Annotated in this window: 27 protein-coding genes and 2 tRNA genes; 20 read left to right on the forward strand and 9 right to left on the reverse strand. The window is 36.4% G+C overall.

Features of this window, described 5'->3' with window-relative positions:
* Positions 1 to 16 precede the first annotated feature (16 nt).
* Together ACFILZ_RS04105 and ACFILZ_RS04110 are read left to right on the forward strand one after the other, a co-directional pair.
* Positions 17 to 1,840, forward strand: a complete 1,824-nt coding sequence (locus ACFILZ_RS04105) for a hypothetical protein (protein WP_375610402.1) — start codon at positions 17 to 19, stop codon at positions 1,838 to 1,840.
* 146 nt (positions 1,841 to 1,986) lie between these two features.
* Positions 1,987 to 3,063 (forward strand): COX15/CtaA family protein, encoded by a 1,077-nt coding sequence (locus ACFILZ_RS04110; RefSeq protein WP_375682342.1) that lies wholly within the window; start codon positions 1,987 to 1,989, stop codon positions 3,061 to 3,063.
* Between the two features lie 20 nt (positions 3,064 to 3,083).
* Here ACFILZ_RS04110 and argC read toward each other — a convergent pair whose 3' ends face one another.
* The gene (gene argC, locus ACFILZ_RS04115; protein ID WP_375608301.1) at positions 3,084 to 4,016 is read right to left on the reverse strand and encodes an N-acetyl-gamma-glutamyl-phosphate reductase; all 933 of its coding nucleotides are present in this window, start codon (positions 4,014 to 4,016) and stop codon (positions 3,084 to 3,086) included.
* Between the two features lie 326 nt (positions 4,017 to 4,342).
* Between argC and glyA the strand changes: the two genes are divergently transcribed.
* The 6 genes from glyA (at position 4,343) to nusB (ending at position 8,881) form a co-directional block, all read left to right on the forward strand.
* The gene (glyA, locus tag ACFILZ_RS04120; RefSeq protein WP_375610400.1) at positions 4,343 to 5,656 is read left to right on the forward strand and encodes a serine hydroxymethyltransferase; all 1,314 of its coding nucleotides are present in this window, start codon (positions 4,343 to 4,345) and stop codon (positions 5,654 to 5,656) included.
* Positions 5,657 to 5,669: 13 nt separating this feature from the next.
* A complete protein-coding gene (gene nrdR / locus ACFILZ_RS04125; protein WP_375607108.1) occupies positions 5,670 to 6,152 on the forward strand; it encodes a transcriptional regulator NrdR in 483 nt (160 codons plus the stop codon).
* Positions 6,145 to 7,272: a bifunctional diaminohydroxyphosphoribosylaminopyrimidine deaminase/5-amino-6-(5-phosphoribosylamino)uracil reductase RibD gene (ribD, locus tag ACFILZ_RS04130; protein WP_375610399.1), complete on the forward strand. Its 1,128-nt coding sequence runs from the start codon at positions 6,145 to 6,147 to the stop codon at positions 7,270 to 7,272. Before nrdR ends, ribD begins: the two co-directional genes overlap by 8 nt.
* A complete protein-coding gene (locus ACFILZ_RS04135) occupies positions 7,254 to 7,871 on the forward strand; it encodes a riboflavin synthase (RefSeq protein ID WP_375610398.1) in 618 nt (205 codons plus the stop codon). The genes ribD and ACFILZ_RS04135 overlap by 19 nt, the downstream gene beginning before the upstream one ends.
* Before the next feature lie 81 nt (positions 7,872 to 7,952).
* Positions 7,953 to 8,408, forward strand: a complete 456-nt coding sequence (locus ACFILZ_RS04140; RefSeq protein ID WP_375610397.1) for a 6,7-dimethyl-8-ribityllumazine synthase — start codon at positions 7,953 to 7,955, stop codon at positions 8,406 to 8,408.
* A gap of 2 nt (positions 8,409 to 8,410) precedes the next feature.
* Positions 8,411 to 8,881 (forward strand): transcription antitermination factor NusB, encoded by a 471-nt coding sequence (gene nusB, locus ACFILZ_RS04145; RefSeq protein ID WP_375610396.1) that lies wholly within the window; start codon positions 8,411 to 8,413, stop codon positions 8,879 to 8,881.
* Between the two features lie 76 nt (positions 8,882 to 8,957).
* Here the strand turns inward: nusB and ACFILZ_RS04150 are convergent, their stop codons facing one another.
* Positions 8,958 to 9,437: an outer membrane protein assembly factor BamE gene (locus ACFILZ_RS04150; RefSeq protein ID WP_375607172.1), complete on the reverse strand. Its 480-nt coding sequence runs from the start codon at positions 9,435 to 9,437 to the stop codon at positions 8,958 to 8,960.
* A 221-nt stretch (positions 9,438 to 9,658) separates the two neighbouring features.
* Here ACFILZ_RS04150 and ACFILZ_RS04155 point away from each other — a divergent pair, with 221 nt between their 5' ends.
* The 6 genes from ACFILZ_RS04155 to ACFILZ_RS04180 all read left to right on the forward strand — a co-directional run bounded on the left by ACFILZ_RS04155 (position 9,659) and on the right by ACFILZ_RS04180 (position 14,012).
* Positions 9,659 to 10,216: a DUF177 domain-containing protein gene (locus ACFILZ_RS04155; RefSeq protein ID WP_375607113.1), complete on the forward strand. Its 558-nt coding sequence runs from the start codon at positions 9,659 to 9,661 to the stop codon at positions 10,214 to 10,216.
* A 149-nt stretch (positions 10,217 to 10,365) separates the two neighbouring features.
* Complete coding sequence (plsX, locus tag ACFILZ_RS04160; RefSeq protein ID WP_375610395.1) at positions 10,366 to 11,436, forward strand: phosphate acyltransferase PlsX; 1,071 nt, start codon at positions 10,366 to 10,368, stop codon at positions 11,434 to 11,436.
* Between the two features lie 49 nt (positions 11,437 to 11,485).
* Positions 11,486 to 12,460 carry a beta-ketoacyl-ACP synthase III gene (locus ACFILZ_RS04165; RefSeq protein ID WP_375610394.1) on the forward strand — a complete coding sequence of 325 codons (975 nt, stop codon included), beginning with the start codon at positions 11,486 to 11,488 and terminating at the stop codon, positions 12,458 to 12,460.
* Positions 12,461 to 12,537: 77 nt separating this feature from the next.
* Complete coding sequence (locus tag ACFILZ_RS04170) at positions 12,538 to 12,852, forward strand: integration host factor subunit alpha (RefSeq protein ID WP_273791377.1); 315 nt, start codon at positions 12,538 to 12,540, stop codon at positions 12,850 to 12,852.
* A gap of 196 nt (positions 12,853 to 13,048) precedes the next feature.
* Complete coding sequence (locus ACFILZ_RS04175; protein ID WP_375607116.1) at positions 13,049 to 13,552, forward strand: MerR family transcriptional regulator; 504 nt, start codon at positions 13,049 to 13,051, stop codon at positions 13,550 to 13,552.
* A 322-nt stretch (positions 13,553 to 13,874) separates the two neighbouring features.
* The gene (locus ACFILZ_RS04180; RefSeq protein ID WP_375682343.1) at positions 13,875 to 14,012 is read left to right on the forward strand and encodes a hypothetical protein; all 138 of its coding nucleotides are present in this window, start codon (positions 13,875 to 13,877) and stop codon (positions 14,010 to 14,012) included.
* A gap of 583 nt (positions 14,013 to 14,595) precedes the next feature.
* On the opposite strand, the gene thrS is transcribed toward ACFILZ_RS04180, so the two are convergent.
* From thrS to ACFILZ_RS04195, 3 genes are all read right to left on the reverse strand, one after another.
* Positions 14,596 to 16,572, reverse strand: a complete 1,977-nt coding sequence (thrS, locus tag ACFILZ_RS04185) for a threonine--tRNA ligase (protein WP_375610392.1) — start codon at positions 16,570 to 16,572, stop codon at positions 14,596 to 14,598.
* A gap of 109 nt (positions 16,573 to 16,681) precedes the next feature.
* A complete protein-coding gene (gene yidD, locus ACFILZ_RS04190) occupies positions 16,682 to 17,032 on the reverse strand; it encodes a membrane protein insertion efficiency factor YidD (protein ID WP_375607118.1) in 351 nt (116 codons plus the stop codon).
* On the reverse strand, positions 17,033 to 17,461 hold the full coding sequence (locus ACFILZ_RS04195; protein WP_375607119.1) for an iron-sulfur cluster assembly scaffold protein: 429 nt from the start codon (positions 17,459 to 17,461) through the stop codon (positions 17,033 to 17,035).
* 125 nt (positions 17,462 to 17,586) lie between these two features.
* On the opposite strand from ACFILZ_RS04195, the gene folE reads away from it, so the two are divergent.
* The 5 genes from folE to ACFILZ_RS04220 all read left to right on the forward strand — a co-directional run bounded on the left by folE (position 17,587) and on the right by ACFILZ_RS04220 (position 20,678).
* Complete coding sequence (gene folE / locus ACFILZ_RS04200) at positions 17,587 to 18,198, forward strand: GTP cyclohydrolase I FolE (RefSeq protein WP_375610391.1); 612 nt, start codon at positions 17,587 to 17,589, stop codon at positions 18,196 to 18,198.
* Positions 18,199 to 18,335: 137 nt separating this feature from the next.
* Positions 18,336 to 18,420, forward strand: a tRNA-Leu gene (locus ACFILZ_RS04205).
* A gap of 193 nt (positions 18,421 to 18,613) precedes the next feature.
* Positions 18,614 to 19,786 (forward strand): alpha/beta hydrolase, encoded by a 1,173-nt coding sequence (locus tag ACFILZ_RS04210; protein ID WP_375610390.1) that lies wholly within the window; start codon positions 18,614 to 18,616, stop codon positions 19,784 to 19,786.
* A gap of 137 nt (positions 19,787 to 19,923) precedes the next feature.
* Positions 19,924 to 20,430: a hypothetical protein gene (locus tag ACFILZ_RS04215; protein ID WP_375607173.1), complete on the forward strand. Its 507-nt coding sequence runs from the start codon at positions 19,924 to 19,926 to the stop codon at positions 20,428 to 20,430.
* A 101-nt stretch (positions 20,431 to 20,531) separates the two neighbouring features.
* Positions 20,532 to 20,678, forward strand: a complete 147-nt coding sequence (locus ACFILZ_RS04220; protein WP_375682344.1) for a hypothetical protein — start codon at positions 20,532 to 20,534, stop codon at positions 20,676 to 20,678.
* 186 nt (positions 20,679 to 20,864) lie between these two features.
* Here the strand turns inward: ACFILZ_RS04220 and ACFILZ_RS04225 are convergent.
* The 4 genes from ACFILZ_RS04225 to ACFILZ_RS04240 form a co-directional block, all read right to left on the reverse strand.
* Positions 20,865 to 20,940: transfer RNA gene (locus ACFILZ_RS04225), tRNA-Thr, on the reverse strand.
* Positions 20,941 to 21,136: 196 nt separating this feature from the next.
* Positions 21,137 to 22,495 (reverse strand): acetyl-CoA carboxylase biotin carboxylase subunit, encoded by a 1,359-nt coding sequence (gene accC, locus ACFILZ_RS04230; protein ID WP_375606916.1) that lies wholly within the window; start codon positions 22,493 to 22,495, stop codon positions 21,137 to 21,139.
* A gap of 14 nt (positions 22,496 to 22,509) precedes the next feature.
* Positions 22,510 to 23,010: an acetyl-CoA carboxylase biotin carboxyl carrier protein gene (gene accB, locus ACFILZ_RS04235; RefSeq protein ID WP_375606915.1), complete on the reverse strand. Its 501-nt coding sequence runs from the start codon at positions 23,008 to 23,010 to the stop codon at positions 22,510 to 22,512.
* Between the two features lie 255 nt (positions 23,011 to 23,265).
* Entirely contained in the window at positions 23,266 to 24,132 is an 867-nt protein-coding gene (locus ACFILZ_RS04240) for a DsbA family protein (RefSeq protein ID WP_375608341.1), read from the reverse strand.
* 341 nt (positions 24,133 to 24,473) lie between these two features.
* Here ACFILZ_RS04240 and glpD point away from each other — a divergent pair, with 341 nt between their 5' ends.
* Complete coding sequence (glpD, locus tag ACFILZ_RS04245) at positions 24,474 to 26,003, forward strand: glycerol-3-phosphate dehydrogenase (protein ID WP_375610389.1); 1,530 nt, start codon at positions 24,474 to 24,476, stop codon at positions 26,001 to 26,003.
* Positions 26,004 to 26,104: the final 101 nt, after the last annotated feature.

Below are 26,104 nucleotides of genomic sequence, written 5' to 3' on the forward strand. Positions count from 1 at the left end.
GCTGGTTAAAATAAAGATGAGTCTTACATGTAATAAAAGACTATTCGTACGTACCGTATGGCGAAGCATTTTGATTGTTTTGCTATTACAAATGCTATGTGTATCTTTGATTTGGTTGTATTATTTTGTCCAGCCCCGTGGTTACCAAGCAACTTTAATATTTTCATTATCTGATTCTGTTGGAAAGCCATTACCAATTAAAAAGCAAGACAATGTTATCGCCTTTTTGTTTTCACAGCCTATAATTTCAAATGATTCTCCTTTTTCTTTAAGGGTTTCTTATAAGAAAAAAAATCAGGAAAATATCCGTTTATCGCGTCATGGTGAACTTATCAACCTTACTTTTGAAGCTGAGACACAGGAAGCAGCACAACGTGGGTTGGAAACTTGGTTTTCCGTATTTTCACAAGCAATCATAAAACAAAAACAATTCTTGTTAAATGATAAATCTGAAGACAAACAATATGGTAACACTGCGATTATTAATATCGTGCAGGAATTTCGGTCCTCTGTTGATTCTTTTATTCAGCATAGTGTCAAACAAACAGAGCTTCATGATCTTTCGATGCAATTAATGCAAGCAACTTTAAAGCGTATTCATTTAACAAGTTTGAATTCAACGATTAACATGATACGTGAAAATGGACAGTCTTTACTGTCTTTATCGTTTATTGCAGATAATTCAGCAATTGTTTCTCTGGAATCTAAACGTGATCTCTTGGAAACGCAAAGAGCACATATGGCGGCGCAATTGGGGTGGACACATCCTCAAATTAAGGCAATGACTGCGGAGTTAGAAGCGGTTTCTCATCAATTAAACAATAAAATTTTACAGATCGTTTATCAAGTTCATTCAGATATAATTATTGCAACGGAGTTGGAAAAAAAGCTCCAAAAAAGGGTGAGTTTTTTTGTAAAAGATCAATCCCAATCTTTGAATGAAATATTTAACGAGTTTGAAAATAAAATAAAAGCAGCGGTCGATGCACAAAATAAAGTGATGAGCAAATCTGCTCAAAGAGAAAAAGTTATTGGTTCATATTGGGGATTGAGTGATAACCCTCTTCTCTTACAAAATACAAAGATCAATGTGGTAATGCCAACAACATTAGCCCCCATTTCTTTTATGGCTCTTTATGGAAAAAATGTTTTTGTGGGTGCATTGGCCAGCTTCCTTACTCTTTTGCTAGGAATAATGTTATTTTATCCGTTCTTTAAAAGCAAAAAAGACCAACTTTCAGAAGAGGATGTGAGATTAAAAGAAAATGCTCTCAAGAAGAATGAGAGTCTTTTAGTCTCTCAAGAAATAAAAAATCTTGAAGCTTTTATTACGATAGAGGGATTATCTGATGTTTTGAAATGGCATGCTTCAACAGTTATTTCAATTATTGGACCAGAGGCTGCACGGACAGCGGCAAAGCTTTCACTTCATCTCACAAAAGAGAACAAAACAATTTTATTGGTCGATATCTCTGGTCAACAAATAGAGAAAGTCATTGGCCCACATCGCGGACTGAGTGATGTTTTAACCGGCCATGCTCAGATGCATGATGTTATTTACCGCGATTACGATACGGGCGTTGATATTCTTCCTCAGGGATTAACAAGTGCTGTTTCTGCACAAGATTTTTCAAATAATATTTCTCATATATTACAAGAATTTAAAAAAGAATATGATTTTATCATTTTAGAGATGGCAAGCAAACCAAAATATGGTTTTGAACAATTTGCAGAGCTAACAGACTATTATATTTGTAATACTGTTCTTAATGAACAAGATTGGATGATGTGGATGGTAAGCAGCTTTCCAAAGACTGTTTATCGTGTTGTTGCATCATAAACTTCGCAAAAGAGAAAAGAAATATGTATCATATGCTATAGTGGTACGCTTGTTTTTTGCTGAAGTTATAGTACATACTAAAATTAAAGATTTAATGTTAATTTTAAAATGCATTTTAGTTGGAGAGAAGCGTGGGGCAATCAGAGATGGCAGTAAAGAGATTAAACGATAACTTTTTAACACCTGTGCAAAAGGAAAATAGAAAACATATACAGGTGTGGCTTTACTCTATTTTACTGCTTTGTTTGGCAATTGTCTTAGTGGGTGGCGCTACTCGTTTGACGGGATCAGGATTATCTATAACGGAATGGAAGCCAATACACGGTGTTATTCCACCGATTGGTGAGGATCAATGGCAAGAGGAATTTTTAAAATATCAACAAATAGCACAATATAAGCTTCTTAATCGTGATATGACCTTAAGTGCTTTTAAGGTCATATTTTGGTGGGAATGGGCGCATCGTGTTCTTGGGCGTCTTGTTGGTCTTGTTGCTTTATTAGGGCTCATTTGGTTTTGGGCAACTAAACGTATTGAAAAAAATATTTTACTCCAGCTTATCATTGTACCAGTCCTTATTGCCTTTCAGGGTTTTATTGGTTGGTGGATGGTCGCTTCAGGGATTGGGCAGAGTAATTTAACAAGTGTGAGCCAATATCGTTTGGCATTTCATCTTATAACGGCATGTTTTGTTATTGTTTTTGTTACTTATTTATCTCGAGGACTTGCAGAATACTCAGAAAAGCCAGCAAATCAAAAGGTGCAATATTTTGCGTCTTGGCTTGTTATTCTCGTTTTGATAGAGATTTATTTCGGAGCTTTGGTTGCAGGGCTTCATGCAGGAAAAGTCTATAATACATGGCCGCTTATGGATGGGCAGATTATTCCTGATGGATTGTTGCAGCATCGTCCTGTTTGGCTCAATTTATTCGAAAATTCCTTAATGGTTCAATTTATTCATCGGTTTTTTGCTTATTTTTTATTTATTGTCTCAGTTGTTCATGCTTTCTATGTACAAAAAAATGCTCCACATTCAACCCATTCTCGTCGTGCATTTCTTATCTGTGTTATGATTATTATCCAAGCAGTCTTGGGTATCTTAACACTGTTACATGAGGTTCCGATAAGTTTAGGGCTCATTCATCAAAGTATGGCACTAGCTGTGTTATGTTTTGCGGTTGCGCACTGGCGAGCAACGAAAGGGGCATATCGCGTTGTTGAATAAAAGTTTGTGGGTAGGGAGGTTTAGTCGCTTGAAAGCATTAAATCGAGGTTCTGGATAGCTGCAGCTGATGCGCCTTTTCCTAAATTATCGAATATGGCGCTGAGATTAAAAATGCCTTCGCGATCATTGCCAAATACGAACAGTTTCATACCATCTTTATTGGCTAAACACTCTGGATTAAGTCTTTCAAGTGAAACAGTTTCTTCTTGTGATGCAACTAAAATGGTATTTTGTCCATCGTAATGGTTTGCGAGAATTTCGCGCAAATCAGAACAGTTTGCTGATTTTGTGAATAAATGGCGATGCAGAGGAAGATTCACAATCATTCCTTGGGGAAAACGACCAACACTTGGTATAAAAACTGGGGTTTGATTGATTTGTCCATAGATTTTAATTTCTGGCACATGTTTGTGTGCAAGATTAAGACCATAAATAAAATAATTTTCCTTAATATTCTGTTGAGATTGATTTTCCATTTGTAAAATCAACTGTTTTCCACCACCGGTATAGCCGGAGATTGCATTAATCGAGATGGGATAATCGGCGTCTAGCAGTCCTGCTTCACGGAGTGGGCGAATCAAACTAATGGCACCAGTAGGATAGCATCCGGGATTGGTTACATAATGTGCTGCTTGAATGCGCTTTCTTTGTCCTGCTGTCATTTCAGGAAAACCGTAAACCCAGTCTGGTGTAACACGGTGTGCTGTCGAGCTATCAATAATCCTAATGTTTTTATTTTTTTTAAGCCAATGAACGGTTTCGCGTGCAGCATCATCTGGAAGACACAAAATAGCAATATCAGCTTGATTAAGATAGTCTTGTCGTAGATGAACATTATGGCGATCTTTATGAGAAAGAGAGAGTAGTTTTAAATCTGTACGCCTTTCTAAGCGTTTTTGTATTTGTAGTCCGGTTGTGCCATGTTCACCATCAATAAAAACTTTGGTTGCCATTCTTTTCTCTACTATATTCAGCTTTTCATATTATAAATTATTTTAAATCATTACTAACTTAAATAATAATTATTAAATTATTGAATTTATTTAGATTATAAATATTTTTTTGTAAAAGGTGTAAACAAATAAGAGCGTAAAAGAAGAAATTTAACCTCATTTTTCACCATTTTTATGAGAGACGTTTTTTGCTGTCTCTATGACAAGGAACAGGATAATTATTTGTATCATTATTTTTGAGTGTAAGTAGTTTAAAATGTTTGGTTTGCATGGTTTGCTGTGTTATCGTTTAATGACTTTATTTTTTAATGTTAGGAACGTATTTTATGACTCAGCAAAAAAATGACGCACAAGAGCGCTTTTTTAATGATAATTTACAAACTGTTGATGATGCAATCTTTGATGCAATTATGGAAGAATTTGAGCGTCAACAACATGAAATTGAGTTGATTGCTTCTGAGAATATTGTTTCAAGAGCGGTTCTTGAAGCACAGGGGTCTGTTTTAACCAATAAATATGCAGAAGGTTATCCAAGAAAGCGCTACTATGGTGGATGTCAATTTGTTGATGTCGTTGAAGATTTAGCCATTGAAAGGGCAAAACAGCTTTTTGGTGCTGCGTTTGCAAATGTACAGCCTAATTCTGGTAGCCAAATGAATCAAGCTGTCTTTTTAGCTTTACTTCAGCCTGGTGACACATTTATGGGGTTGGATTTAAATGCTGGTGGTCACCTTACGCATGGTTCACCTGTTAATATGTCAGGAAAATGGTTTAATGTTGTTTCCTATGGTGTACGTCAAGAAGATCAGATTATTGATATGGATGAGGTTGAGCGACTTGCAAAAGAACATAAGCCAAAACTTATTATAGCAGGGGGCTCATCTTATTCTCGATTCTGGAATTGGGAAAGATTCCGTGAAATTGCAGATGAAATCGGTGCTCATTTACTCGTTGATATGTCTCATATTGCTGGTCTTGTTGCTAGTGGCGTACATCCTTCACCTGTTCCACATGCGCATATTGTAACGACAACAACACATAAATCGCTTCGAGGTCCCCGAGGTGGTTTGATATTGACAAATGATGAGGCTTTATCCAAAAAAATTAATTCTGCTATTTTTCCTGGTCTTCAAGGGGGGCCTTTAATGCATGTGATTGCGGCAAAGGCTGTTGCATTTGGGGAGGCTTTGCATCCTTCTTTCAAGAATTATAGTGCCAAGGTGGTCACACATGCGAAAACTTTAGCAAAAACATTACAGAATAATGGTTTTAATATTGTTTCTGGCGGTACAGATAATCATTTATTGTTGGTTGATTTACGTTCCAAAAATCTAACAGGTAAACGTGCTGAATTGGCTTTAGGACGCGCTCATATTACCTGCAATAAAAATGGTATTCCTTTTGACCCTGAAACGCCATCTATAACATCGGGAATTCGTTTGGGCTCACCTGCTGCTACAACACGTGGTTTTTTAGAAAAAGAATTTATTCAAGTTGGTCATTTGATTTCAGAAGTTCTTGATGGTCTTCGGAACGCAAAAAGTGATGAAGATAATCATGCTGTTGAAATGGCTGTTAAGAAAAAGGTGGAAGATATAACGAATCAATTTCCTCTTTACTCTTATCTCAGCGCTTGTTAAGGATATAAAAGAGATGCGCTGTCCTTATTGTCAATATGAGGATACACAGGTTAGAGACTCGCGTCCTGCAGAAGAGGGGGCAGTGATTCGACGCCGCCGTGTTTGTTCTGTTTGTGCTGGTCGCTTTACAACTTTTGAACGTGTTCAGTTGCGTGAGCTTTTAGTCGCTAAAAAAAGTGGACGATGTGAACCTTTCGATCGTGATAAGTTAATGCGATCAGTTGATGTGGCTGTACGTAAGCGCAATATTGATCCTGATCATATTGAACGAGCAATTTCTGGCATTGTACGCCAGCTTGAAAGTTTGGGAGAACCAGAGATTTCTTCAGAAAAAATTGGGCATCTTGTGATGGAAGCATTGAAAAGAATTGATGATATTGCTTATATTCGTTTTGCTTCTGTGTATCGAGATTTCCGTAATGCAAGCGATTTTCACGATGTTATAGATGAATTGTCAAAGGGTATCGCGGATACAGAATCTCGTTTTGATGAATAAAAAAGTGCAAGATGAACGGTTTATGGCTGCAGCTATTCGTTTAGCAGAACGTCATGTCGGTCTTACAGGTGAGAATCCTTCGGTTGGTACATTAATTGTGCGAAACGATAATGGTGGAGGGGCTTTTATTGTTGGCTATGGCGTAACAGCTATTCATGGGAGTCCTCATGCGGAAGTGCAAGCTTTACACATGGCAGGTTCTTTGGCTCAAGGAGCTACTGCTTATGTTACATTAGAACCTTGTGCGCATTATGGAAAAACTTCGCCGTGTGTGAATGCACTTATTGATTCAGGTGTTTCTCGAGTTGTTGTTGCGCTGACTGATTGTGACAAGCGTGTTGATGGTCATGGTATTGCTCTTTTGCGAGCGGCGGGTATTGAAGTGGTTGAGGGCATTTTAGCTGAAGAGGCTTTTGAATCCTTATGGATGCATTGGTGCATAAGAAAAATACAACGCTGTGCGGTCACTTTTAAAATGGCAATTTCTGCAGATAATGGTGTTGGAAAAAAAGAGAAGGGCAGCGTAAAAATTAGTGGAACACTTTCTCATGCCCATACGCATATTTTACGTGCTCAAAATAATGCTATCCTCGTTGGTATTGGAACTATACTCGCAGATGATCCACAACTCAATTGCCGCTTGCCAGGGATGGAAATGCGCTCACCAATTCGTATTATTTTGGATGCAGATTTATCTATCCCCCTTGATGCAAAAGTTGTCCAAACAGCAATAAAAATCCCTACATGGGTTATTTGTGATGTAGATCTTTCAAAGAAAAGCAAAAAAAATGCATTGGAGCAATATGGTGTGTCTGTTTATTCGGTCGAGATGAACAATGGTTGTGTAGAACCCTTTGCTCTTTTACAGATGCTTTATAAACATGGGATTAATAGTGTTTTATTGGAAGGGGGCGTCAAGACGGGGGAAAAATTTTTGAATGCTGGTTGTGTTGATTATTTGATATGTTTTCATACCCCCATTGTTTTAGGCAAAAATCGTATTGAAGCCCCTCATTTTGGAAATTATCTTTCGCAGTTTCATGAGATTGAGACAAGAATGTTTGGAAATGACCGTTTTTATAAGTGGAGACGTAAGACATTATGTTCACAGGAATTATAACGGATATTGGTTGTGTTGAAGATGTTCAACCTTTAAAGCAGGGGATGCGTTTAAAGATTTCCACACGCTATGCTATAAAAAGTTTAGCAATTGGCGCATCAATTGCTTGTTCGGGAATTTGTCTGACAATTGTAGAGCGAGGATTAAAGCAAGAAGATTCCAATTGGTTTGTTGTTGAAGCGTGGGAAGAAACATTACGTTTAACGAATCTTGCACAATGGATAAAAGGAACTTTTGTTAATTTGGAACGTTCGCTTCGATTGGGTGATGAAATGGGGGGACATTTGGTTTCTGGTCATATTGATGGTTTGGCTGAAATCATTGATCAAAAAAAGGAAGGGGATGCAATTCGCTTTTATTTAAAAGTTTCAAGACAATTTATGCCTTTTATTGTTAATAAGGGATCTATTGCACTTAATGGGACATCTTTGACTGTTAATGGTGTTGAGGATTGTGTTTTTGATGTTCTTATTATTCGCCATACACTCGAAATGACAACGTGGGGACAAGCTAAAACTGGAGATCGGGTAAATTTGGAAATTGATCAACTTGCTCGTTATGCTGCAAAACTTTTTACTTTAAAAAGAGAAGATGAATAAGCCAACACTCTATTGATCGTTTTCAGAATTTTATGCTTTATAACTTTGATTTTTTTGATTCGTTTTTTGTGGAATTTCATTATGATGAAAGAGATAGGTAAAAAGCCTCACGTATTGATTGTTGAGGCACGTTTTTATGAGGGGATTTCTGATGCGCTTTTGAGAGGTGCAGTGAATACTTTGCAAAAAGCTGAAGCAAGTTATGATGTTGTAACGGTTCCTGGAGCATTAGAAATACCAAGTGCAATAGCTTTTTCTAAACAAAACAAGATATCGTATGATGGTTATGTTGCTCTTGGTTGTGTTATTCGGGGTGAAACATATCACTTTGAAATTGTTGCTAATGGTTCTTGTCGTGCATTGATGGATTTAACTGTTCATCAACACTTGGCTATTGGAAATGGTATTTTGACTGTTGAAAACGAAGAACAAGCATGGGTGCGTGCAAAACTAGATGACAAAAATAAAGGTGGTTTTGCGGCTGAAGCTGCTTTATGTATGATCGCTCTAAAAAAGAGATTTGGAGATAATCGTTAAATATGGCTGATATAAAAAGCAGACATTTTCCGCGTTCAGCCAATAAACGTGGAGCAGCAAGACTTGCTGCAGTTCAAGCACTCTATCAAATGGATATCGTGGGTTCGGGGGTGATGGAAACTGCAGCTGAGTATGAGGCTTATCGTTTGGGAAAAGATATTGATGGAGACCAATATCTTGAAGCTGATTTTCAATGGTTTTTGGCTATTATAACGGGTGTTGTAAAAGATCAAAAGAAGCTTGATCCGCTGCTTCATCAACAGCTTTCTGCAGAGTGGTCTCTTTCACGTCTTGATTCTATCTTACGCGCAATTTTACGAGCAGGTTTATGGGAGTTGATCAACCGTAAAGATGTCCCTATTGCAGTTGTTATGAATGAATATGTTGATATAGCAAAGGCGTTTTTTGAAGGTGAAGAGCCAAAACTTGTTAATGCAGTTCTCGACAGTATGGCAAAAAAAGTCCGACTCTAAGAGTTACAAATCCCCTCCATTATAGATCTGATATTATCAGACCTATAATATTGAAACGGTACGCAGACTATATGATTTAGTTATGGGGTGGCAAATTCGCAGGGCCTTTTATAATTTGAATTAAGAAAGGATGTTCTTTCGTTACAGTTGGCGTTGTTTGTGTAATAAAGTCAAACACTTGACCGTCTTGTAACCCGTAATTTGCAACTTTTGCAACCTGATTATTTTTATTGAAGTAAATAGCTAAAACTTTGCGATCAATAATCTTTGTTTTCATAAACTGCATCCCACGATAACGTGTCTGTGAGATGTAATAAAAAACTTCATTATCATATTTTGTTTTTAATGAAGGGGTCCCTAAAGTTAAAAGAACTTGCTCTTGACTTGAGCCAATAGAGATAGAACTTAGAGCATTTTTATCAAGAACATAGCCTTCTCTATAAATTTGGCTTGAACCTGAAGAATCAAGAAGACTACACCCAGCAAGCATTCCTATGCTTGCTATTGATAGACCAATCAATAATTTACGTTTGATTAAGGCTATTATGTGAGGCATTTGAAACAATGATATCTCCTTTTTATACTGAGATGTAGGACAAGAAGGCAACCTCAAGTTTTTTCTAATTTTAACTTAATCTACCGTAGCTTACACTGAGTTTCCCTGTTATAAAGCAAATTATGCCATATAGAATTTCTTTAGAAAAGAAAAAAATGCATAAATACTTGAGATAAATAAAAACATGGTGCTTTACGCGTTTTTATGTTTGGGAGTTGTCTATGAATGTTCAAAATGTTCCTCAAATGACATTTGCTTTGGCTTATCCAATATCTGTACGTTCTCTCCCTGCTAAAGGTATAAGGGTTCATTTTTGTGCAAACAAAAAAGAATGTACACATTTAGCCCAGAACCATGATTTAATTGAAGTAAAATCTTGTGAGGGAAAATTTCATATTTTCCCGTGGAAAAAACGCGGAGTGCGTATAAAAGGTCTGTTGCAAGCGCGTATACTACAGTTATGTGTTGTTACATTAGAACCATTAGAAAATATCCTTTGTGAAAATATTGAGGTTGTTTTTGTTCCTGAAGATTCAAATTTGATGAAGCCCAAAATATCAGAGGATACAGGGGAATTGTTTTTAGATGTAGAGGGGCTTGATACTCCTGAAGTGTTTTATGATGATAAAATTGATATTGGCGCAATCATGGAAGAGTTTTTTGAGTTGTCTATTAATCATTATCCACGTAAAGAAGGGATAAAGATGAATATGGTTGAAAATTTAGAAGAAGCAGAGCGAAAATTCTCTCCATTTTCTGTTTTGAAAAATTGGAAGTGATTGTAAAAAAATATAAAAAATATCTATTGTATGCTAAACGGTATTTTCTGCGGAGCGATTTTCGCAAGATATTCTGTGTGAGTATTCAGGAGCCAAAAATCATAATATGTATTTAAAGATGTAAATGAAAAGATGTGGGATATGCAAGCGTGATTAGAATTTCTGTGGATGTCATGGGCGGTGATTACGGTCCAGAAGCAGCTATTGCAGGAGCAGCAATTGTACAAAAATATTTATCAAATATTTATTTTCTATTTTATGGGGTAGAGGAGACTGTTCGTCCGGTTTTAAAAAAATATCCCTGTTTGGATTCTGTATCGCGCTTTTGCCCGACAGAAAGTTATACACGCATGGATGAAAAGCCAAGCCAAGCACTTCGTAACGGACGTGGTAAATCATCAATGTGGTACGCCATTGAAGCGGTAAAAAGTGGTGAAGCTGATGCTTGCATTTCTGCTGGTAATACGGGTGCACTCATGGCCATGTCTTATTTTTGTTTGAAAATGCTTGCAGAGGCTGAACGTCCTGGTATTGCGGGTATCTGGCCAACACTGCGCAGTGAGAGTATTGTTTTAGATATTGGAGCAACAATTGGTGCCTCTGCTAGTCAGTTGGTTGATTTGGCGGTTATGGGAGCAGGTATGTTTCGCGCTTTATATCACACTGAAAGACCAAGTGTTGGGCTTTTAAATGTGGGGGTGGAAGAGGTTAAAGGACTTTATGAAATAAAAAAAGCAGGAATGATATTGCGTGAAGTGCAATTAGAAGGATTGGAATATAAAGGATTTGTTGAGGGCAATGACATTGGAAAAGGAACAGTCGATGTTGTTGTAACAGAGGGGTTTTCTGGTAATATTGCTTTAAAAACCGCAGAAGGAACCGCGCGACAGATAGGAGAGATTTTAAACTCTGCAATGCGCAGTTCTTTTTTAACATCTCTTGGTTATTTTTTATCGCGGGGTGCTTTTCGTATACTGAAACATAAAATGGATCCTGATAGGGTGAATGGAGGAGTGCTTTTAGGTTTGAATGGTGTTGTTATAAAAAGTCATGGCAGTGCTAATGCTAATGGCTTTGCTTCTGCTATCCGCGTTGGTTATGAGATGGTTAATAACGGACTTTTAAAAAAAATAACGGCTGATTTACGGCGATTTCATGAAAATAAAGAAACACTTTTTGACCAAGAAGATGAAGCAGTGATGAATGGAGAGTCCTTATGATAAGCTCTTATAATAGAAATAAAAAATTTGAAGAAAAGGTAAGAGCTGAATGATTCGGTCAATTATACGGGGTGTAGGAAGTGCTTTGCCGAAAAGAAGTTTATCAAATGATGAGATTGCAAAGTTTGTTGAAACGTCAGATTCATGGATTGTTCAGCGTACAGGAATACGCCAACGTTATATTGCCAGTGAAAATGAAACAACTGTTTCTTTAGGAGTTGAGGCTGCGCAAGCAGCACTTACAAATGCTGGTTTAACAATAAAAGACATCGATTGTATTATTTTAGCAACGTCCACCCCGAATCGTACTTTTCCTGCTTCTGCTGTTGAAATTCAGCATGCTTTGGGAATGAGTCATGGATTTGCTTTTGATATTCAAGCTGTTTGCTCTGGTTTTATTTTTGCTTTAACAACAGGAGATTCTTATTTACGGTGTGGGGGAGCTAAAAGAATTTTAGTTATTGGATCCGATACATTTTCTCGAATTTTAGATTGGGAAGATCGTACGACATGTGTTTTGTTTGGTGATGGTGCTGGTGCTGTTATTTTGGAAGCACAAGAAACTGAGGGGGATATTGCTTTTGAGCGTGGTATATTGTCTGCGAAATTGCGCTCTAATGGTGCTTATATAGATAAGCTATATGTTGATGGTGGACCTTCAACAACACAAACGACAGGCTATTTGCGTATGGAAGGACGAGAAGTCTTTAAATATGCTGTTGGTATGATAACGGATGTGGTTGATGATTGTTTTGCAGCTGCAGGTATGGATTCTTCACAACTAGATTGGTTTGTACCTCATCAGGCTAATAAGCGCATTATTGAAGCATCTGCTAAAAAGCTGGGAATTTCACTAGATAAAGTTGTGATTACCGTTGATCAACATGGTAATACGTCTTCTGCATCAGTTCCGTTGGCTTTAACAACAGCTATTTGCGATGGAAAAATAAAAGAAGGAGATCTTATCATGTTAGAAGCCATGGGAGGTGGATTTACATGGGGAGCAATTCTTATTCGTTGGTAAATTATGGCTACTTGACCATATTTTAAGAAAACGTATAAGTCATTTTGTAATTTTTAATATTTTAATAGGTGGTTATAATGACAAGTAAGACAGTAACGCGTGCAGATTTAGCGAGCGTAGTTTGTAAAAGAGTGGGCTTGTCACATACTGAATCAGCAGCTTTAGTCGAATTGGTTTTGGATGAGATTTGCAACTCACTTGTAAGAGGTGAAGCGGTTAAATTATCTTCTTTTGCAACTTTTCAGGTTCGCAGTAAAAATGAACGTGTTGGACGCAATCCAAAAACAGGTGTTGAAGCACCTATTCCGCCGCGACGTGTTGTGACGTTTAAGGCTGCCAATGTTCTTAAACAGAGAATTTTAGATTCGCATCGTGCAAAACAGAAAAAATGATATCTCATAAATAAATGCCATGGTATGTTTGGTATTTGTTAAAGAAATGTATAAAATAAAAGTCTTTGTTTTTTAGAAAAAGACTGGTGAGTAAGGTGTCAATGATGGTCTTGTTTTTGACTAATTTTGTTGAGAAATTGAAACAGAATGAGTCATTGTAAAGTAATTTATTTTGTTTTAAATAAGGTGTTACAAAATGGATAAAAGCTCTGATGCTTTTCGCACAATTAGCGAAGTAGCGGAGTTATTGGAGCTTCCGCAGCATGTCTTAAGATTTTGGGAAACACGTTTTAGGCAGATTAAACCAATGAAACGTGGGGGAGGAAGGCGCTATTATCGTCCGGTCGATGTTGATTTGCTCAATGGTATTAAGCAGTTACTATATGATCAGGGTTATACGATAAAAGGTGTGCAACGCCTTTTGAAAGAAAATGGTGTTGCTTTTGTGACTGCATTGGGTAATGGTGATCTTGATGCTATGAATGTGGTCATAGAGAAGAAACATGCAGGACAAACTTCTGAAAATGCAAGCAATAAGCCTAAAAAATCTTCTTTTGGGCTTTTGAGCTTCATGAGGAATGAGGGAGAAACATCTGTCGGTTCTGTGAATCTTTACAAAGACAAAACTGATAAAGCATTGTTACAAGAAATTTTGTTTGAACTCATTGAATGTAAGCGTGTTCTTGATAGAGCGCGATAATAATAATATTTTTTATTTTATATGTGTTTCGTAGATATTTAGACGTTTTATGGATGTGCTCAGAATTTAATACGTTCAACGAGAGGTCATGTATCGTATGCGTATATTTAACGAGTTTTTTATAAGAGTTTTTAATTTGGTAAAATATGAAGAGGAAAAAGAATAAACGCTGAGTTTTGCCATTTTTCTTTTATTTAGCTTTATAAAAATTAAGGCAATATCTCATCAGTGTAGATTGCGGGATGTAGAATGCCGTTGGCTTACCGATTCATGTGCTTGTTTTAAAGAGATGTTTCTTAAGTTTATTTTGTCATGATTCCTCGTGAATGATATAATGGTAAACTCTGCTGAATGTCGCTATTTTTACATTTATGAAGGAGCAAGTCGGCGTCATCATTATAGTTATAGTCTGTCCTCAATGATTGCAACGATCCTTAGCACTTTAGGCGGTTCATTGTAGGCATTTTAAAAGTCCTTTCTCAATAATTTTTATCCACACATTTATTCCGCTTGTTTGGTGCAAGCAAATGATTTTGATAGATTCAACATAAACATATTTAAAATAAGAGAATCCTATGATATTCAAAGCCTTATTTAATATGAATAACAATATATTATGATTATAAATCAATATCTTGTCTTTTTTATAAGGGCTTATCTTATGAATAAGACATATCATTGTTCAGGTAATTTTACATATTTTTTATTAATAAATATAATCTTGTTTCCAGTTTTCTTGCTTGATATTACTATCATTATTGTAATGATCTATCCATGATAATAGCAGAATCTTTTCATTATAAAGGTAAAAGATTAATGTTATTATTAATATTCAATTGGCTATGATTTTTTCATTTAAACAGCTCATAGCTTACATTCAATTTTTTCACCAATCTACCTTGTAGAGAAAGAGCACGTTATTCTTTCTGATGATAGGTCATTGTGCATGAAACAAAAACACACTACAATATCAAATTATTTCATTTTGTACAAAAACTGAAGATTTATAGTAAAAAATTAACGTATTACAATTTTCTGTGATATTACGCATTTATTACGCGTTGCAAATCTGGAGGTGTTGCCTCATTTGAGAGTTGTTTAATTACATCTTCTACAGATAAAAGGGTTTGATTTGTACTTCCTAAGCGGCGCATATTTACGCTATTTGTTTCAGCTTCACGTTTGCCACATACCAAAATTACGGGGACTTTTTGTAAAGAATGTTCTCGTATTTTATAGTTAATTTTTTCATTGCGGAGATCTATTGTTGCGGAAAGCCCAGTAGCTTTAAGTTTTGCTGTTATTTTTTGGGCATATTCATTTGCTTCGGATGTAATTGTTGCAACAACAATTTGTTCAGGAGCAAGCCAAAGTGGCATATGTCCAGCAAAGTTTTCGATTAATATACCAAGGAAACGCTCCATTGATCCAAAAATAGCACGGTGGATCATAACAGGTTGACGTTTTTCTGAATCTTTATCAATATAGAATGCACCAAAACGTTCAGGGAGATTAAAGTCTATTTGTGTTGTTCCACATTGCCATTCACGACCGATAGCATCCTTTAATGTATATTCAAATTTTGGACCATAAAATGCTCCTTCACCTGGAAGGATGCTTGTTTTGATTTGTCCTGCAAATTTTGTTTCAATCGTTTTAAGGACAGATTCCATGATACTTTCTGCGTGATCCCATAATGCATCAGATCCAACTCGTTTTTCTGGACGTGTTGAAAGCTTAAGACTGATTTCTTTAAAACCAAAATCAGCATAAGTTGATAAAATAAGATCATTAATACTGAGACATTCATCGGCTAATTGTTCATCAGTACAAAAAATATGCGCATCATCTTGTGTAAAACCACGCACACGCATAAGACCATGTAAAGAGCCTGAGGGCTCATAACGATGAACAAGTCCAAATTCAGCAAGTCTAATAGGCAAATCACGATAAGATTTTAAACCATGTTTAAAAATTTGCACATGACCAGGGCAATTCATTGGTTTAAGAGCATAAACATTCCTATGATCTGAATTTTCTACTGCTGGAATTGCTTTGAACATGTTCTCCTTATACCAGCCCCAATGGCCAGATATTTCCCAAAGTGACCTATCGAGAACTTGTGGCGCATTAACTTCAGCATATTGATGATCATCAAGGCGTCTACGCATATAGTTGATCAAATTTTGGAACATTTTCCAGCCTTTTTTGTGCCAAAAAATCATTCCCGGCCCTTCTTCTTGAAAGTGAAATAAGTCCATTTCACGTCCCAAACGGCGATGATCACGTTTTTCAGCTTCTTCTAGCATATGGAGGTAGGCTTTTAAGTCATTTTCATTTGCAAATGCTGTTCCATAAATTCTCGTGAGCATTGGATTATTGGCATCGCCACGCCAATAAGCGCCTGCAACTTTCATTAATTTGAAAGCATTCCCAATTTGCCCTGTAGATTGCATGTGCGGTCCGCGACAAAGATCAAACCACTCTCCTTGATAATAAACTTTTAAATCTTGATTTTCAGGAATGCTATCAATAAGTTCAACTTTATAAAATTCCTTTTTCTCAGAAAAAACTCTTCTCGCTTTTTCACGGGACCAAATTTCTTTTCTAAAAGGTTTATTGCGTTGGATAATTTCACGCATTTTTTTTTCAATGACAGTGAGATCATCTAATGTGAAAGGTTGTTGGCGTGCAAAATCATAATAGAATCCATTTTCAATGACAGGACCTATTGTTACTTGCGTTTCAGGAAAGAGCTCTTGCACTGCTTCAGCAAGGACATGGGCGCAATCATGCCTTATGAGCTCAAGAGCGCGTGAGTCTTCTCGGGTAATAATCTCTACTTGACCAGATTGTCCCAATGGATCCGATAAGTCTCGCGTGATGCCATCAAGACTATAGGCGACTGCTTTTTTTGCAAGTGATTTAGAAATAGATTCCGCTAATTCCAAACCTGTCATTTCGGCGGGGTAATTATGTTTTGAGCCGTCAGGAAAAGAAAGAGAAATAGAGCAAGACATAAAAACACCCTTTAAGTCCAATTCCGCCAACGATTGCGGATGGTTTCGTGACTAAGTAAAAAACTTATAGACTAATTTTTCTATCAGTACATATAAAAAAAGAAAAGGATTATTTATTGTGTTTGTCAGAAATTTTCCAGTAACGCCAAGGTTTATAAAAACAGCAAGAATTTCCAAGTGATGGAGGGACTGGATCAAAGCCATCTGTTCCAAAGGGCCCACAACGCATGATACGAAAAAGTCCCATCCATGCACCAGCCCAAAGCCCATGGCGTGCAATCGCTTCATATGTATATTCTGAACAAGTCGGGGCATGGCGACATTGATTGCCTATAAGACTCGAAAGTGTTATTTGATAGAAACGTATTAAGAAAATACCCAATAATCGTCCGGGTGTCTTTTGCCAAGTTCCTGTGTAATTCCGAGTCAACTTTTTTTGTCTAGATTGTGATTTGAACATTTATTTTTCTTCAATTTTTTGAATGCAGTCTATCGTTGCATCAAAGGGTAGTAGTGTTGCTGCATGGCGCACTTTATAGTCTTTAATGGGCTGTAAGCAAGAAAAATCCTCAAATGGAGCTTGAGGAGAAGGACCATTTTGCGTTAGCATTTGGTAGATAACTTCACGCAATATTTTAAGATCTTGAGTTGTTTGTCCGATGATATGAGATGCTAAAAGTGAAGCTGAAGCTTGCCCTAGCACACATGCATGTATTTCGTGAGCAAAATCGGTAATAATACCATTTTCCACTTTTAAATCTACAGTGATTGTCGAACCACAAAGGTGTGCATGTTTTCTTGATGTTGCATCAGGATTATTAAGACGCCCAATTTTGCCTATATGTGCAGCATATTTAAGTATTTTATCATTATAGATAGTATCAATCATGCGCTATTGCCTGAAATTTTGAGAGTCGTGATTGTTTAAACTTTTAATTCGCTTATATAGAGATTATACAAAATGAGATAGGTATGGAGCAAATGCTTTGTATAGAATAAGCTTGGAGTTTTTGAATGCGTAATGTTGTTAAAGAGGACACAAATTTATCTGAAGAAAAGCGTCCGAGTATTGAAGAGGTGGAAGAGGCGATTCGTACATTACTCTTATGGATAGGGGAAAATCCAAATAGAGAAGGGCTTTTAGATACTCCAAAACGTATAGCCAAGGCATATCGCGAGCTTTTTAATGGTTATAGTCAATCGGTTAAAGAAACCTTAAGTACAGTTTTTGAAGAGGTTTCAGGATACAATGAAGCCGTAATCGTAAAGAATATATCTTTTTATTCACACTGTGAGCATCACATGATCCCAATTATTGGGAAAGCACATATAGCATATCTTCCTAATACAAAAATTGTTGGTCTTTCAAAAATTGTACGTGTTGTAGATATTTTTTCTCGTCGTTTACAAACTCAAGAAGCTATGACAGCGCAAGTGGCTCACGCGTTAAAAACGTATCTGAAGCCTCATGGTATAGCAGTATTGATTGAGGCTGAGCACATGTGTATGGCTATGAGAGGAATCCAAAAACAGGGCTCTACAACAATTACAAAAAACTTTCATGGTTATTATGAAAAAGATCAAGCGGCACAAGAACATTTTATGATGATGGTTCAAAGGTCATAGTAAAGCCCATATTTCTCGTAATCTCTATTAAGTTATAAAACATCCGGATAAAATAAATTATGAGAAAAAGAAAATTGGCTTGTACCTTTCTTTATGATTTGTTAAAGGCTAAAAACCAAGGTTTTTTCTTTCCACGTGCGGTCGTGGCGGAATTGGTAGACGCGCAGCGTTGAGGTCGCTGTGGGGCAACCCGTGGAAGTTCGAGTCTTCTCGACCGCACCAGTTAGCAGTGAGTTTCTCCATAATGAGATGAAGTTATGTTAGAGAGAGGGGATTTATAGGCATTATAGAAAAATCTTTTTTGTATGTTATTTGTTGGTGTGTTGCCAATAATGCTTCGTTTTTTATTACTTTATCTATGCATTTGAAATGTTATATTTTTATAAGGTGGGGTTAAGTTGCAGTGAGAAGTATAATGATTCTGAGATATTTAACACTTCTTATTTGTATTTCTTTATTATCAGCCTGTAGTGATTCACGTGCTGTACTTTGGCATGGGGTACATGCAACACCTTCTATGACTGCCGTAGAAAGGGAAGTTGAAGGGAAACCAGTTTCTCCAAAAGCCATCGTTCCAGTGTATGTTGCAACAAGTCGTATGATGCAAAATAATTACGCTCAACCTTATGGTGCAGAGCGATCAAATAAAGTTCATTATAATCGCGTTGACGTAGGAATTCCTCAGCAACATGTAAAGGGAGTTGTTGAAATAAATGCCTATAAACCTACGCATGATAAGTATTTTGCAGCAGTAGCATTGCAAAAATACGATAATAAAGAACAGTTTAAACAGCAATTAAATGCTGCTTTAGCAAAAAAGCCAAAAGGAAAAAGAGAAATTTTTCTTTTTATCCATGGGTATAATAATAATTTTGCAGATGGTACATTTCGTACAGCACAGTTTACACACGATTATTCTTTAAATGTTGTCGCTGTGCATTATTCTTGGCCTTCGGCCGGATCAGTTCCTCTTTATATTTATGATCGTGACAGTGCTAATTTTGCCCGTGACGGATTGATAGAGCTTTTAACACTTATTAGTGAAACCAATGCTGATCAAATTTCGGTTATTGCACATTCTATGGGCAATTTTGTTATAATGGAAGCATTTAGAACGTTAGCGTTACAGGGAAAATATAGGCCTATTCGTCATATTACTAGTTTATTAATGGCTGCACCAGATATTGATGTTGATGTATTTGAGCGCCAACTTAATGATATAAAAAAACTCCCGCAGCCAACCGCTATTTTAGTATCCAGAGCGGATAAAGCTCTTGCCGTTTCAGGACGTCTTACGGGTGGACATCATCGTGTGGGCGATGGCTCAGATATCGAAATGTTGCGTAAAAATGGAATAGCTGTTCTTGATTTTTCTCATGTGGATGGGGGAGCACACAATGTCTTTGCATCTTCGCCAACGTTGATGGCTCTTTCTCGAGAAGGTTCTTTGGCTTCCACAATTATGCAAGGTACAGAATTGTCACCTAGTCAAGCCCTTCTTGCTGATGGTAGTAGTGTGTTGGAAAAAACAACACATCTTATCCTTTATACACCTGTACGTTTTCTCTCTCCACGGATTCCACGTTGATCGTGAAAAGAGAGAAAGGGCTCCATCGAATAATGTGTTGGAGGTAATATTTTTTAGCACTTTCTTTAGAATGGTCTTGTAAAATGAAAAATAAATAGCGGGATGAATGTAAAAAACAGTCATTAGGTGAGTTTGTGATGATTGCACGGGAACGCTATGTTAATACGCCTACAGTTGTTGATTATTTATCTCATTCCGCAATTAAGTTATTAGACATTCATGCTATGCTTGTGAAGGTGAGAAAAGGTGATATGGGGGAAAAACCAAATTTATTGCGTCAAATTGATTCTACAAAAAAACAGTTAGATGAAATAAGCCATGCTCTTATTTTAGAATATCGTAAACGCCAAGAAAATGAGCGTTTTTTAAAACAAATTCTGCTATCTATTTCTGATCAACTTTTTGCACTTAATAATGGTTTTAAGGAAACAGGACGTCTTTTTTTTCAAGAAGTTAGAATACTTCAATCTCAGATGCAATGTTTATATGAGGGAAAGGAGAGGCTGCATTTGTTGAATAGCCAAGAATCTTTTTGTTCTCCGTCAAAGATTGATGAAGTCATTAAACAGTTACAAAAAGCACGAGAAAAGCTTATTCTTGAAAGTCCACATCTCTTTGAAAAAAGCACAAAAGCTAAACAATAAAAGTTCTTTAGTTGAGCAGATAGATAATTTGAATTTTACAGCAAAAACGCTGTTAGATAGAAGGCTACGACCTTTTTAAAGAAAAGAATTTGCTTTAATAAATGAAACACATGCCTTATGTCTTTGCTAAAGTTAAGGCTTATGAATTAGGTGGCTTTATTGAAAAAAATGTTTGTGGAAAGAATTTTACAAAAAACTTTCTGATTCTTTTAATAATAGCCCGCCGGATAATTTTACCAATGTTATGAAGTTGTGAGTATATTCATTAGAAACTTAAACTTTAATATTTTCCTTGGTAGAAATTAGCTGAATTTAAAGTATTAAAAAGAAGTTTGATAAAAATAACATATTTTGTAAATTCACGCTCACCTCTACCTTCTCTTGAATTTAAAAACACTCGGAAAATGAAAAGCTACACGTAATTAAAAAACATATGGTGCCCCCAGAGAGACTCGAACTCCCGACCCCCTGATTACAAATCAGGTGCTCTACCAACTGAGCTATAAGGGCGTAACCATGTAGGAGTTAGCACAAACTAACAAAAAGGAAAACAGAAAATTATTAAATTTTATGCATATTAAAAGAAAACTATATAAAAAATAACCAATTTATTTCCTTTTTTCCACTTTTTACAGCAAGGTTGGAACTATCCTTATGTTGATATCTTATAGAATCTTTTATAAGAATGCACCGTTTTGCTATCGAATTACGAATCTGAAGACTTTGATTGATGAGCAAGGTAATTTTCTAGCCAGTGAATATTATAATTACCATCAGCAACATCTTGATTATTAATAAGATCGCGAAAAAGAGGTAGTGTAGTTTTTATTCCATCGACGACAAATTCATCTAAAGCACGCCGTAAACGCATCATACATTCTAAACGGGTACGTCCATGAACAATCAGCTTTCCAATCATGCTATCATAGTAAGGAGGAATACGATAACCTGAATAAGCGCCTGAATCAACACGAATCCCTAAACCTCCAGGTGTATGAAAATGTGTAATGGTTCCAGGTGATGGCGTAAAATTAATGGGATCTTCTGCGTTAATACGGCATTCAATGGCATGACCAGAAAAACAGACTTCATCTTGTGTCACTGAAAGTTTACAGCCTGATGCAATATGGATTTGTTCGTGGACTAAATCTATACCTGTAATTGCTTCAGTTACAGGATGCTCGACTTGTAAACGTGTATTCATTTCAATAAAATAAAATTCACCATTTTCATAAAGAAATTCAATAGTACCAGCTCCACGATATCCAAGTTGGGCACAAGCATTTGCAACAATACTTCCAATTTTTTTCCGTTCAGTTTCATTAAGTGCAGGTGACGTAGCTTCTTCCCATACTTTTTGATGCCGTCGTTGAAGTGAACAATCGCGTTCTCCTAAATGAATAGCATTTCCCGCACCATCACCTATGACTTGAATTTCAATATGACGGGGTTTTTCTAAATATTTTTCTATGTAAACAGCGTCATCACCAAAAGCAGCTTTCGCTTCTGAACGCGTTGTCTTGAGAGCTATAGAAAATTCTTGTTCAGAATGAACGACTTTCATACCACGTCCGCCACCACCGGCAGAAGCTTTTATAATAACCGGATAACCAATTTCACGAGCAGTGCGTAAAGCATCTGATTCTTCAGTGACTGCTCCATCTGAACCTGGAACTACAGGAATACCAAGTTTTTTGGCGGTTTTCTTTGCTTCGATTTTATCGCCCATGATTCGGATATGAGTAGCTGTTGGACCGATGAATGTAATATCATGGGCTTCTAGAACATCTGCAAATTTTGCATTTTCAGAAAGAAAGCCATAACCTGGATGAACAGCATCCGCTCCTGTAATTTCACAAGCAGCAATAATTTGCTGAATACTCAAATAAGAATCGCGAGCAGGAGGAGGGCCAATACAAACACTTTCGTCAGCAAGACGAACATGCATTGCATCTGCATCAGCGGTAGAGTGAACAGCCACGGTTTTTATGCCAAGTTCTTTACATGCACGTAAAACGCGAAGAGCAATTTCTCCTCGATTAGCAATGAGGATTTTTCGAATCATGGTTGCCCCTCGCTTTATTCAACAATAATAAGTGGTTCACCAAATTCAACAGGTTGACCATCTTTGACAAGAACAGTGGTTACCGTACCGGAGCGCGGTGATGAAATTTGATTCATTGTTTTCATGGCTTCAATAATAAGTAATGTCTCCCCTTCAGAAACATTTTGTCCTACTTCTACAAAAGGTTGTGCGCCTGGTGAAGGTGCAAGATAGGCTGTTCCAACCATTGGAGAGGTTATTGTGTTTTTTGATTTATCTTCTTGGATAGAGTGTATAGGAGATTCAGCTGTTGGAACTGGAGAAGATGTTACAGAAAAAGTAGGAGTAGAAACAGGAGCATAGATCGCTTGCTCGGAAGAAGTTGAGGTATTTTGGCGTGAGACACAAATACGAAGCTCCCCTTGTTCAACTTCAATGTTCGTTAAATTTGTATCATTCAAAATTTCAGCAAGATCACGAATAATGTTCGTATCAATTGCGGTGTATTTTGCCAAATCCATTTTTTTTGTTGCCATTTTATTTCTAACTCCTTGATCAATGAAGATCGTCATTATTTCGTTTTATGACAGAATATCTCTAGATTAGGGATGATATCTTTTGAAGCTTTAAAGATATTTATTTCCTTTAAATTCATTATATTTTGCAATTTTAAACTCGTATCTGCTTTACGCAAAATTGCATTTATAAGCCTGTTGTCAAAAAAGAGAAAGCATAAAATTACCTCATTTACAGTATTCTTCCTAAAACTAATCAGGTATAGAATAGGGTATTTACTGTGTATTATCTATCGCTTGTTTTAGAATATCTTGTCTGGCTGCGCCGATGAATATTTTATTACCAATGATATAAGAAGGTGTTCCCGTAATATGAAGTGTAGAGGCAATGTGAATATTTTCTTTAAAAGCTTTTTGCAGATTAGGGTCTTTTATTGCATTACGGAGTTTTTTTTCATCTGCTCCTAATGAAACAGCTATTTTTATAGCTTTAGCTTCATTTGCGCGCCCTTGATGCATTAAAAGCTTTTTATGAAACTGAGGATATTTTTCTGGAAATTGTTTTCGAAATGCGTAAGCAACGGTATGAGCCGCCATAGAATCAGATCCCAAAATCGGTAAATCCTTGATAATAACCCGTAGATCTGGATATTCTTTTATCAAGTCTTCTATATCTGAATAGGCACTTTTACAAAATCTGCAATTGTAATCAAAAAAATCAACAAGTATTTTTTTACCATTTGGATTCCCCAAAACAGCGTCATGAGGAGAGTGAAAAATTTCCTTTTCTAATAAATGAATAATTGAGCTTTGACTTTCGTCTTCATTTTGTTTTTCCAGCTTATCTTGAAGGATAAGCTGCATTTCAATCAAAACTTCTGGATGAGTAAGAAGATACTCTCTAACAATTTGTTGAATATGCTGAGAATCAGTATGCGGTGTCATTTTTTCTTTAAGCTTAGATAAAAAGCTAGAATCTTCTAAAAGTTGTGCTTTAAGTTTTTCTAAGCTTAAATGATTGGTTACTGTCTGCTGTGATGTTGCGTTTGATAAAGAAGGTAAAAAGGTTAAAATACTCAACATAACTGGGACTAAAATTTTTGAAACAAGTGTTATTTTCGAGTTTTCAGGTTGATGAGTCATCTGTATACCTTTACATTTTCTATTGTGTCATTGAGTAAACTATATGAAAAGCGTTCTCTATGTGCAATAAAGCATTTAGCTATAGTATGTATTCTCAAATAATAAAAAACATTAATTTTTCTCTAAAAAGCTTTCATATGATGTACATTTGCAAAGATTATATTGCCTACAGGATAAAAAATCCTCTCTTTAATTTGTCAAATGTTGTTTTGATGTATAAGGGTATCAAAAGCTTTTTGTGCGTGTTTATTTTAGGAAAAAGTACGTTGATAATACAATGAAGAACACTTGTATTATTTTTTCCTGTTGCTTTATTGAGGACTGAGAAACAAAATTAAATAATGAAAAGTGAAATTATGAAAACCACAACACATTATGAGCTGTTTATCATTGGGGGAGGGATAAACGGGTGTGGATTGGCAAGAGATGCAGCTGGACGCGGTTTTAAAGTAGGATTAGCTGAAATGAAAGATCTTGCATCAGGGACTTCAAGTGCATCAACAAAACTTATTCACGGTGGTCTTCGTTATCTTGAACATTATGAGTTCAAACTTGTTCGTGAAGCACTCAAAGAACGCGAGATCATTTTACGCATAGCTCCACATATTGTACGTCCTTTACGTTTTCTTCTTCCTTATCATAAAGAATTGCGTCCTGCTTGGATATTGCGTTTTGGACTTTTTATTTATGATTATTTAGGGAACTGGAATCAGAAATTGTGGCGCAGTAAAACGATTAATTTTTCAAAAAAGTTTTGCTCTACACTGAAAAAAGAATATCAGAGAGGTTTTGAATATTCTGATGCAAGAGTAGATGATGCGCGTTTAGTCATTGCCAATGCTCGTGATGCAGAAAAGTGGGGAGCTGATATAAAAGTACGCACAAAAGTTCTATCTTTAAAAAGAGAAGACAAAAAATGGCGTATCTTTCTTCAAGACAAGTTAAGCGGTAAAGAATATAATGTCACTGCTTCTTATGTTGCGAATATGACAGGACCTTGGATTGATCATGTTTTGGCAAGCGTATTAGACTGTAAAGAACATACGCCAATACGGCTTGTTAGAGGTTCTCATATTTTGGTTCCCAAACTTTATACTCATGATCGTGCTTATATTTTTCAAAATGGTGATGGGCGTATTATATTTGCTATTCCATATCAAGAAGAGTTTACCTTGCTTGGAACAACAGATTGTAATTATCAAGGAGATCCGGCTGACGTTCATATTACTGATAAAGAAATTGATTATATTTGTGCAGCAGCCAGTGAATATTTCATACAACCAGTATTACCTGAAACGATTGTCTGGTCTTACTCTGGAGTTCGTCCACTCTATGATGATGGAGCTTCAAAAGCACAAGAAATTACGCGCGATTATGTTTTTAAAGAAATGGGAACAGGAACGACACCAAAGATACTTAATCTTTATGGTGGAAAGATTACAACTTATCGTAAGTTGGCTGAAGATGCGATGAAATTTGTTGAAAAAGAGCTTGGTAAAAAGGGAGCATCATGGACGGCTAAGGCAGTACTTCCAGGGGGTGATTTTCCCTATAACAAATTAGATACAATCGAAAATAGGATTGCTCTTTTAATGCCAGATTTAGATGCTTTTACACATCGCAGGCTTGCACGCTCCTACGGTACGGAAGCATTGGTGATCTTTGCACATGGTAAGGCAAATAAAGGAAAAAATTTCGGACATGGGCTTTATGAAGTAGAAGTAAAATGGTTGATGGAAAAAGAATGGGCTAAAGTATGTGAAGATGTGTTATGGCGTCGTTCAAAACTGGGGCTCCTATTTAATGAACAAGAGGTTGATACTCTTTCTTCTTATATGCAAAGCCAACAAGAGATTGAACAACGTTTATGATCATTTCATTTTACAGATTGTATCTGCAATATTGTAAAATATTTTCCTTCGAGAGATACTGATATTAGTTATAGATATTAAAAAGGCAATGGTTGTCTATA

Origin of the sequence: Bartonella sp. AP40SXNS (assembly GCF_042195825.1) — a bacterium.
In the GTDB taxonomy this organism is placed as follows: Bacteria; Pseudomonadota; Alphaproteobacteria; order Rhizobiales; family Rhizobiaceae; genus Bartonella.

What these genes read in the sequence shown, in the direction of transcription:
- ACFILZ_RS04175 (WP_375607116.1), top strand. Translation starts at nt 13,049, where the DNA reads ATGGATAAAAGCTCTGATGCTTTTCGCACAATTAGCGAAGTAGCGGAG.
- ACFILZ_RS04170 (WP_273791377.1), top strand. Translation starts at nt 12,538, where the DNA reads ATGACAAGTAAGACAGTAACGCGTGCAGATTTAGCGAGCGTAGTTTGT.
- ACFILZ_RS04210 (WP_375610390.1), top strand. Translation starts at nt 18,614, where the DNA reads ATGATTCTGAGATATTTAACACTTCTTATTTGTATTTCTTTATTATCA.
- glyA (WP_375610400.1), top strand. Translation starts at nt 4,343, where the DNA reads ATGACTCAGCAAAAAAATGACGCACAAGAGCGCTTTTTTAATGATAAT.
- ACFILZ_RS04140 (WP_375610397.1), top strand. Translation starts at nt 7,953, where the DNA reads ATGATGAAAGAGATAGGTAAAAAGCCTCACGTATTGATTGTTGAGGCA.
- argC (WP_375608301.1), bottom strand. Translation starts at nt 4,016, where the DNA reads ATGGCAACCAAAGTTTTTATTGATGGTGAACATGGCACAACCGGACTA.
- ACFILZ_RS04240 (WP_375608341.1), bottom strand. Translation starts at nt 24,132, where the DNA reads ATGACTCATCAACCTGAAAACTCGAAAATAACACTTGTTTCAAAAATT.
- accC (WP_375606916.1), bottom strand. Translation starts at nt 22,495, where the DNA reads ATGATTCGAAAAATCCTCATTGCTAATCGAGGAGAAATTGCTCTTCGC.
- ACFILZ_RS04165 (WP_375610394.1), top strand. Translation starts at nt 11,486, where the DNA reads ATGATTCGGTCAATTATACGGGGTGTAGGAAGTGCTTTGCCGAAAAGA.
- yidD (WP_375607118.1), bottom strand. Translation starts at nt 17,032, where the DNA reads ATGTTCAAATCACAATCTAGACAAAAAAAGTTGACTCGGAATTACACA.
- ACFILZ_RS04220 (WP_375682344.1), top strand. Translation starts at nt 20,532, where the DNA reads ATGAAACACATGCCTTATGTCTTTGCTAAAGTTAAGGCTTATGAATTA.
- ACFILZ_RS04110 (WP_375682342.1), top strand. Translation starts at nt 1,987, where the DNA reads ATGGCAGTAAAGAGATTAAACGATAACTTTTTAACACCTGTGCAAAAG.
- accB (WP_375606915.1), bottom strand. Translation starts at nt 23,010, where the DNA reads ATGGCAACAAAAAAAATGGATTTGGCAAAATACACCGCAATTGATACG.
- glpD (WP_375610389.1), top strand. Translation starts at nt 24,474, where the DNA reads ATGAAAAGTGAAATTATGAAAACCACAACACATTATGAGCTGTTTATC.
- ribD (WP_375610399.1), top strand. Translation starts at nt 6,145, where the DNA reads ATGAATAAAAAAGTGCAAGATGAACGGTTTATGGCTGCAGCTATTCGT.
- ACFILZ_RS04135 (WP_375610398.1), top strand. Translation starts at nt 7,254, where the DNA reads ATGTTCACAGGAATTATAACGGATATTGGTTGTGTTGAAGATGTTCAA.
- ACFILZ_RS04215 (WP_375607173.1), top strand. Translation starts at nt 19,924, where the DNA reads ATGATTGCACGGGAACGCTATGTTAATACGCCTACAGTTGTTGATTAT.
- ACFILZ_RS04150 (WP_375607172.1), bottom strand. Translation starts at nt 9,437, where the DNA reads ATGCCTCACATAATAGCCTTAATCAAACGTAAATTATTGATTGGTCTA.
- ACFILZ_RS04155 (WP_375607113.1), top strand. Translation starts at nt 9,659, where the DNA reads ATGAATGTTCAAAATGTTCCTCAAATGACATTTGCTTTGGCTTATCCA.
- folE (WP_375610391.1), top strand. Translation starts at nt 17,587, where the DNA reads ATGCGTAATGTTGTTAAAGAGGACACAAATTTATCTGAAGAAAAGCGT.
- nrdR (WP_375607108.1), top strand. Translation starts at nt 5,670, where the DNA reads ATGCGCTGTCCTTATTGTCAATATGAGGATACACAGGTTAGAGACTCG.
- ACFILZ_RS04105 (WP_375610402.1), top strand. Translation starts at nt 17, where the DNA reads ATGAGTCTTACATGTAATAAAAGACTATTCGTACGTACCGTATGGCGA.
- ACFILZ_RS04195 (WP_375607119.1), bottom strand. Translation starts at nt 17,461, where the DNA reads ATGATTGATACTATCTATAATGATAAAATACTTAAATATGCTGCACAT.
- thrS (WP_375610392.1), bottom strand. Translation starts at nt 16,572, where the DNA reads ATGTCTTGCTCTATTTCTCTTTCTTTTCCTGACGGCTCAAAACATAAT.
- nusB (WP_375610396.1), top strand. Translation starts at nt 8,411, where the DNA reads ATGGCTGATATAAAAAGCAGACATTTTCCGCGTTCAGCCAATAAACGT.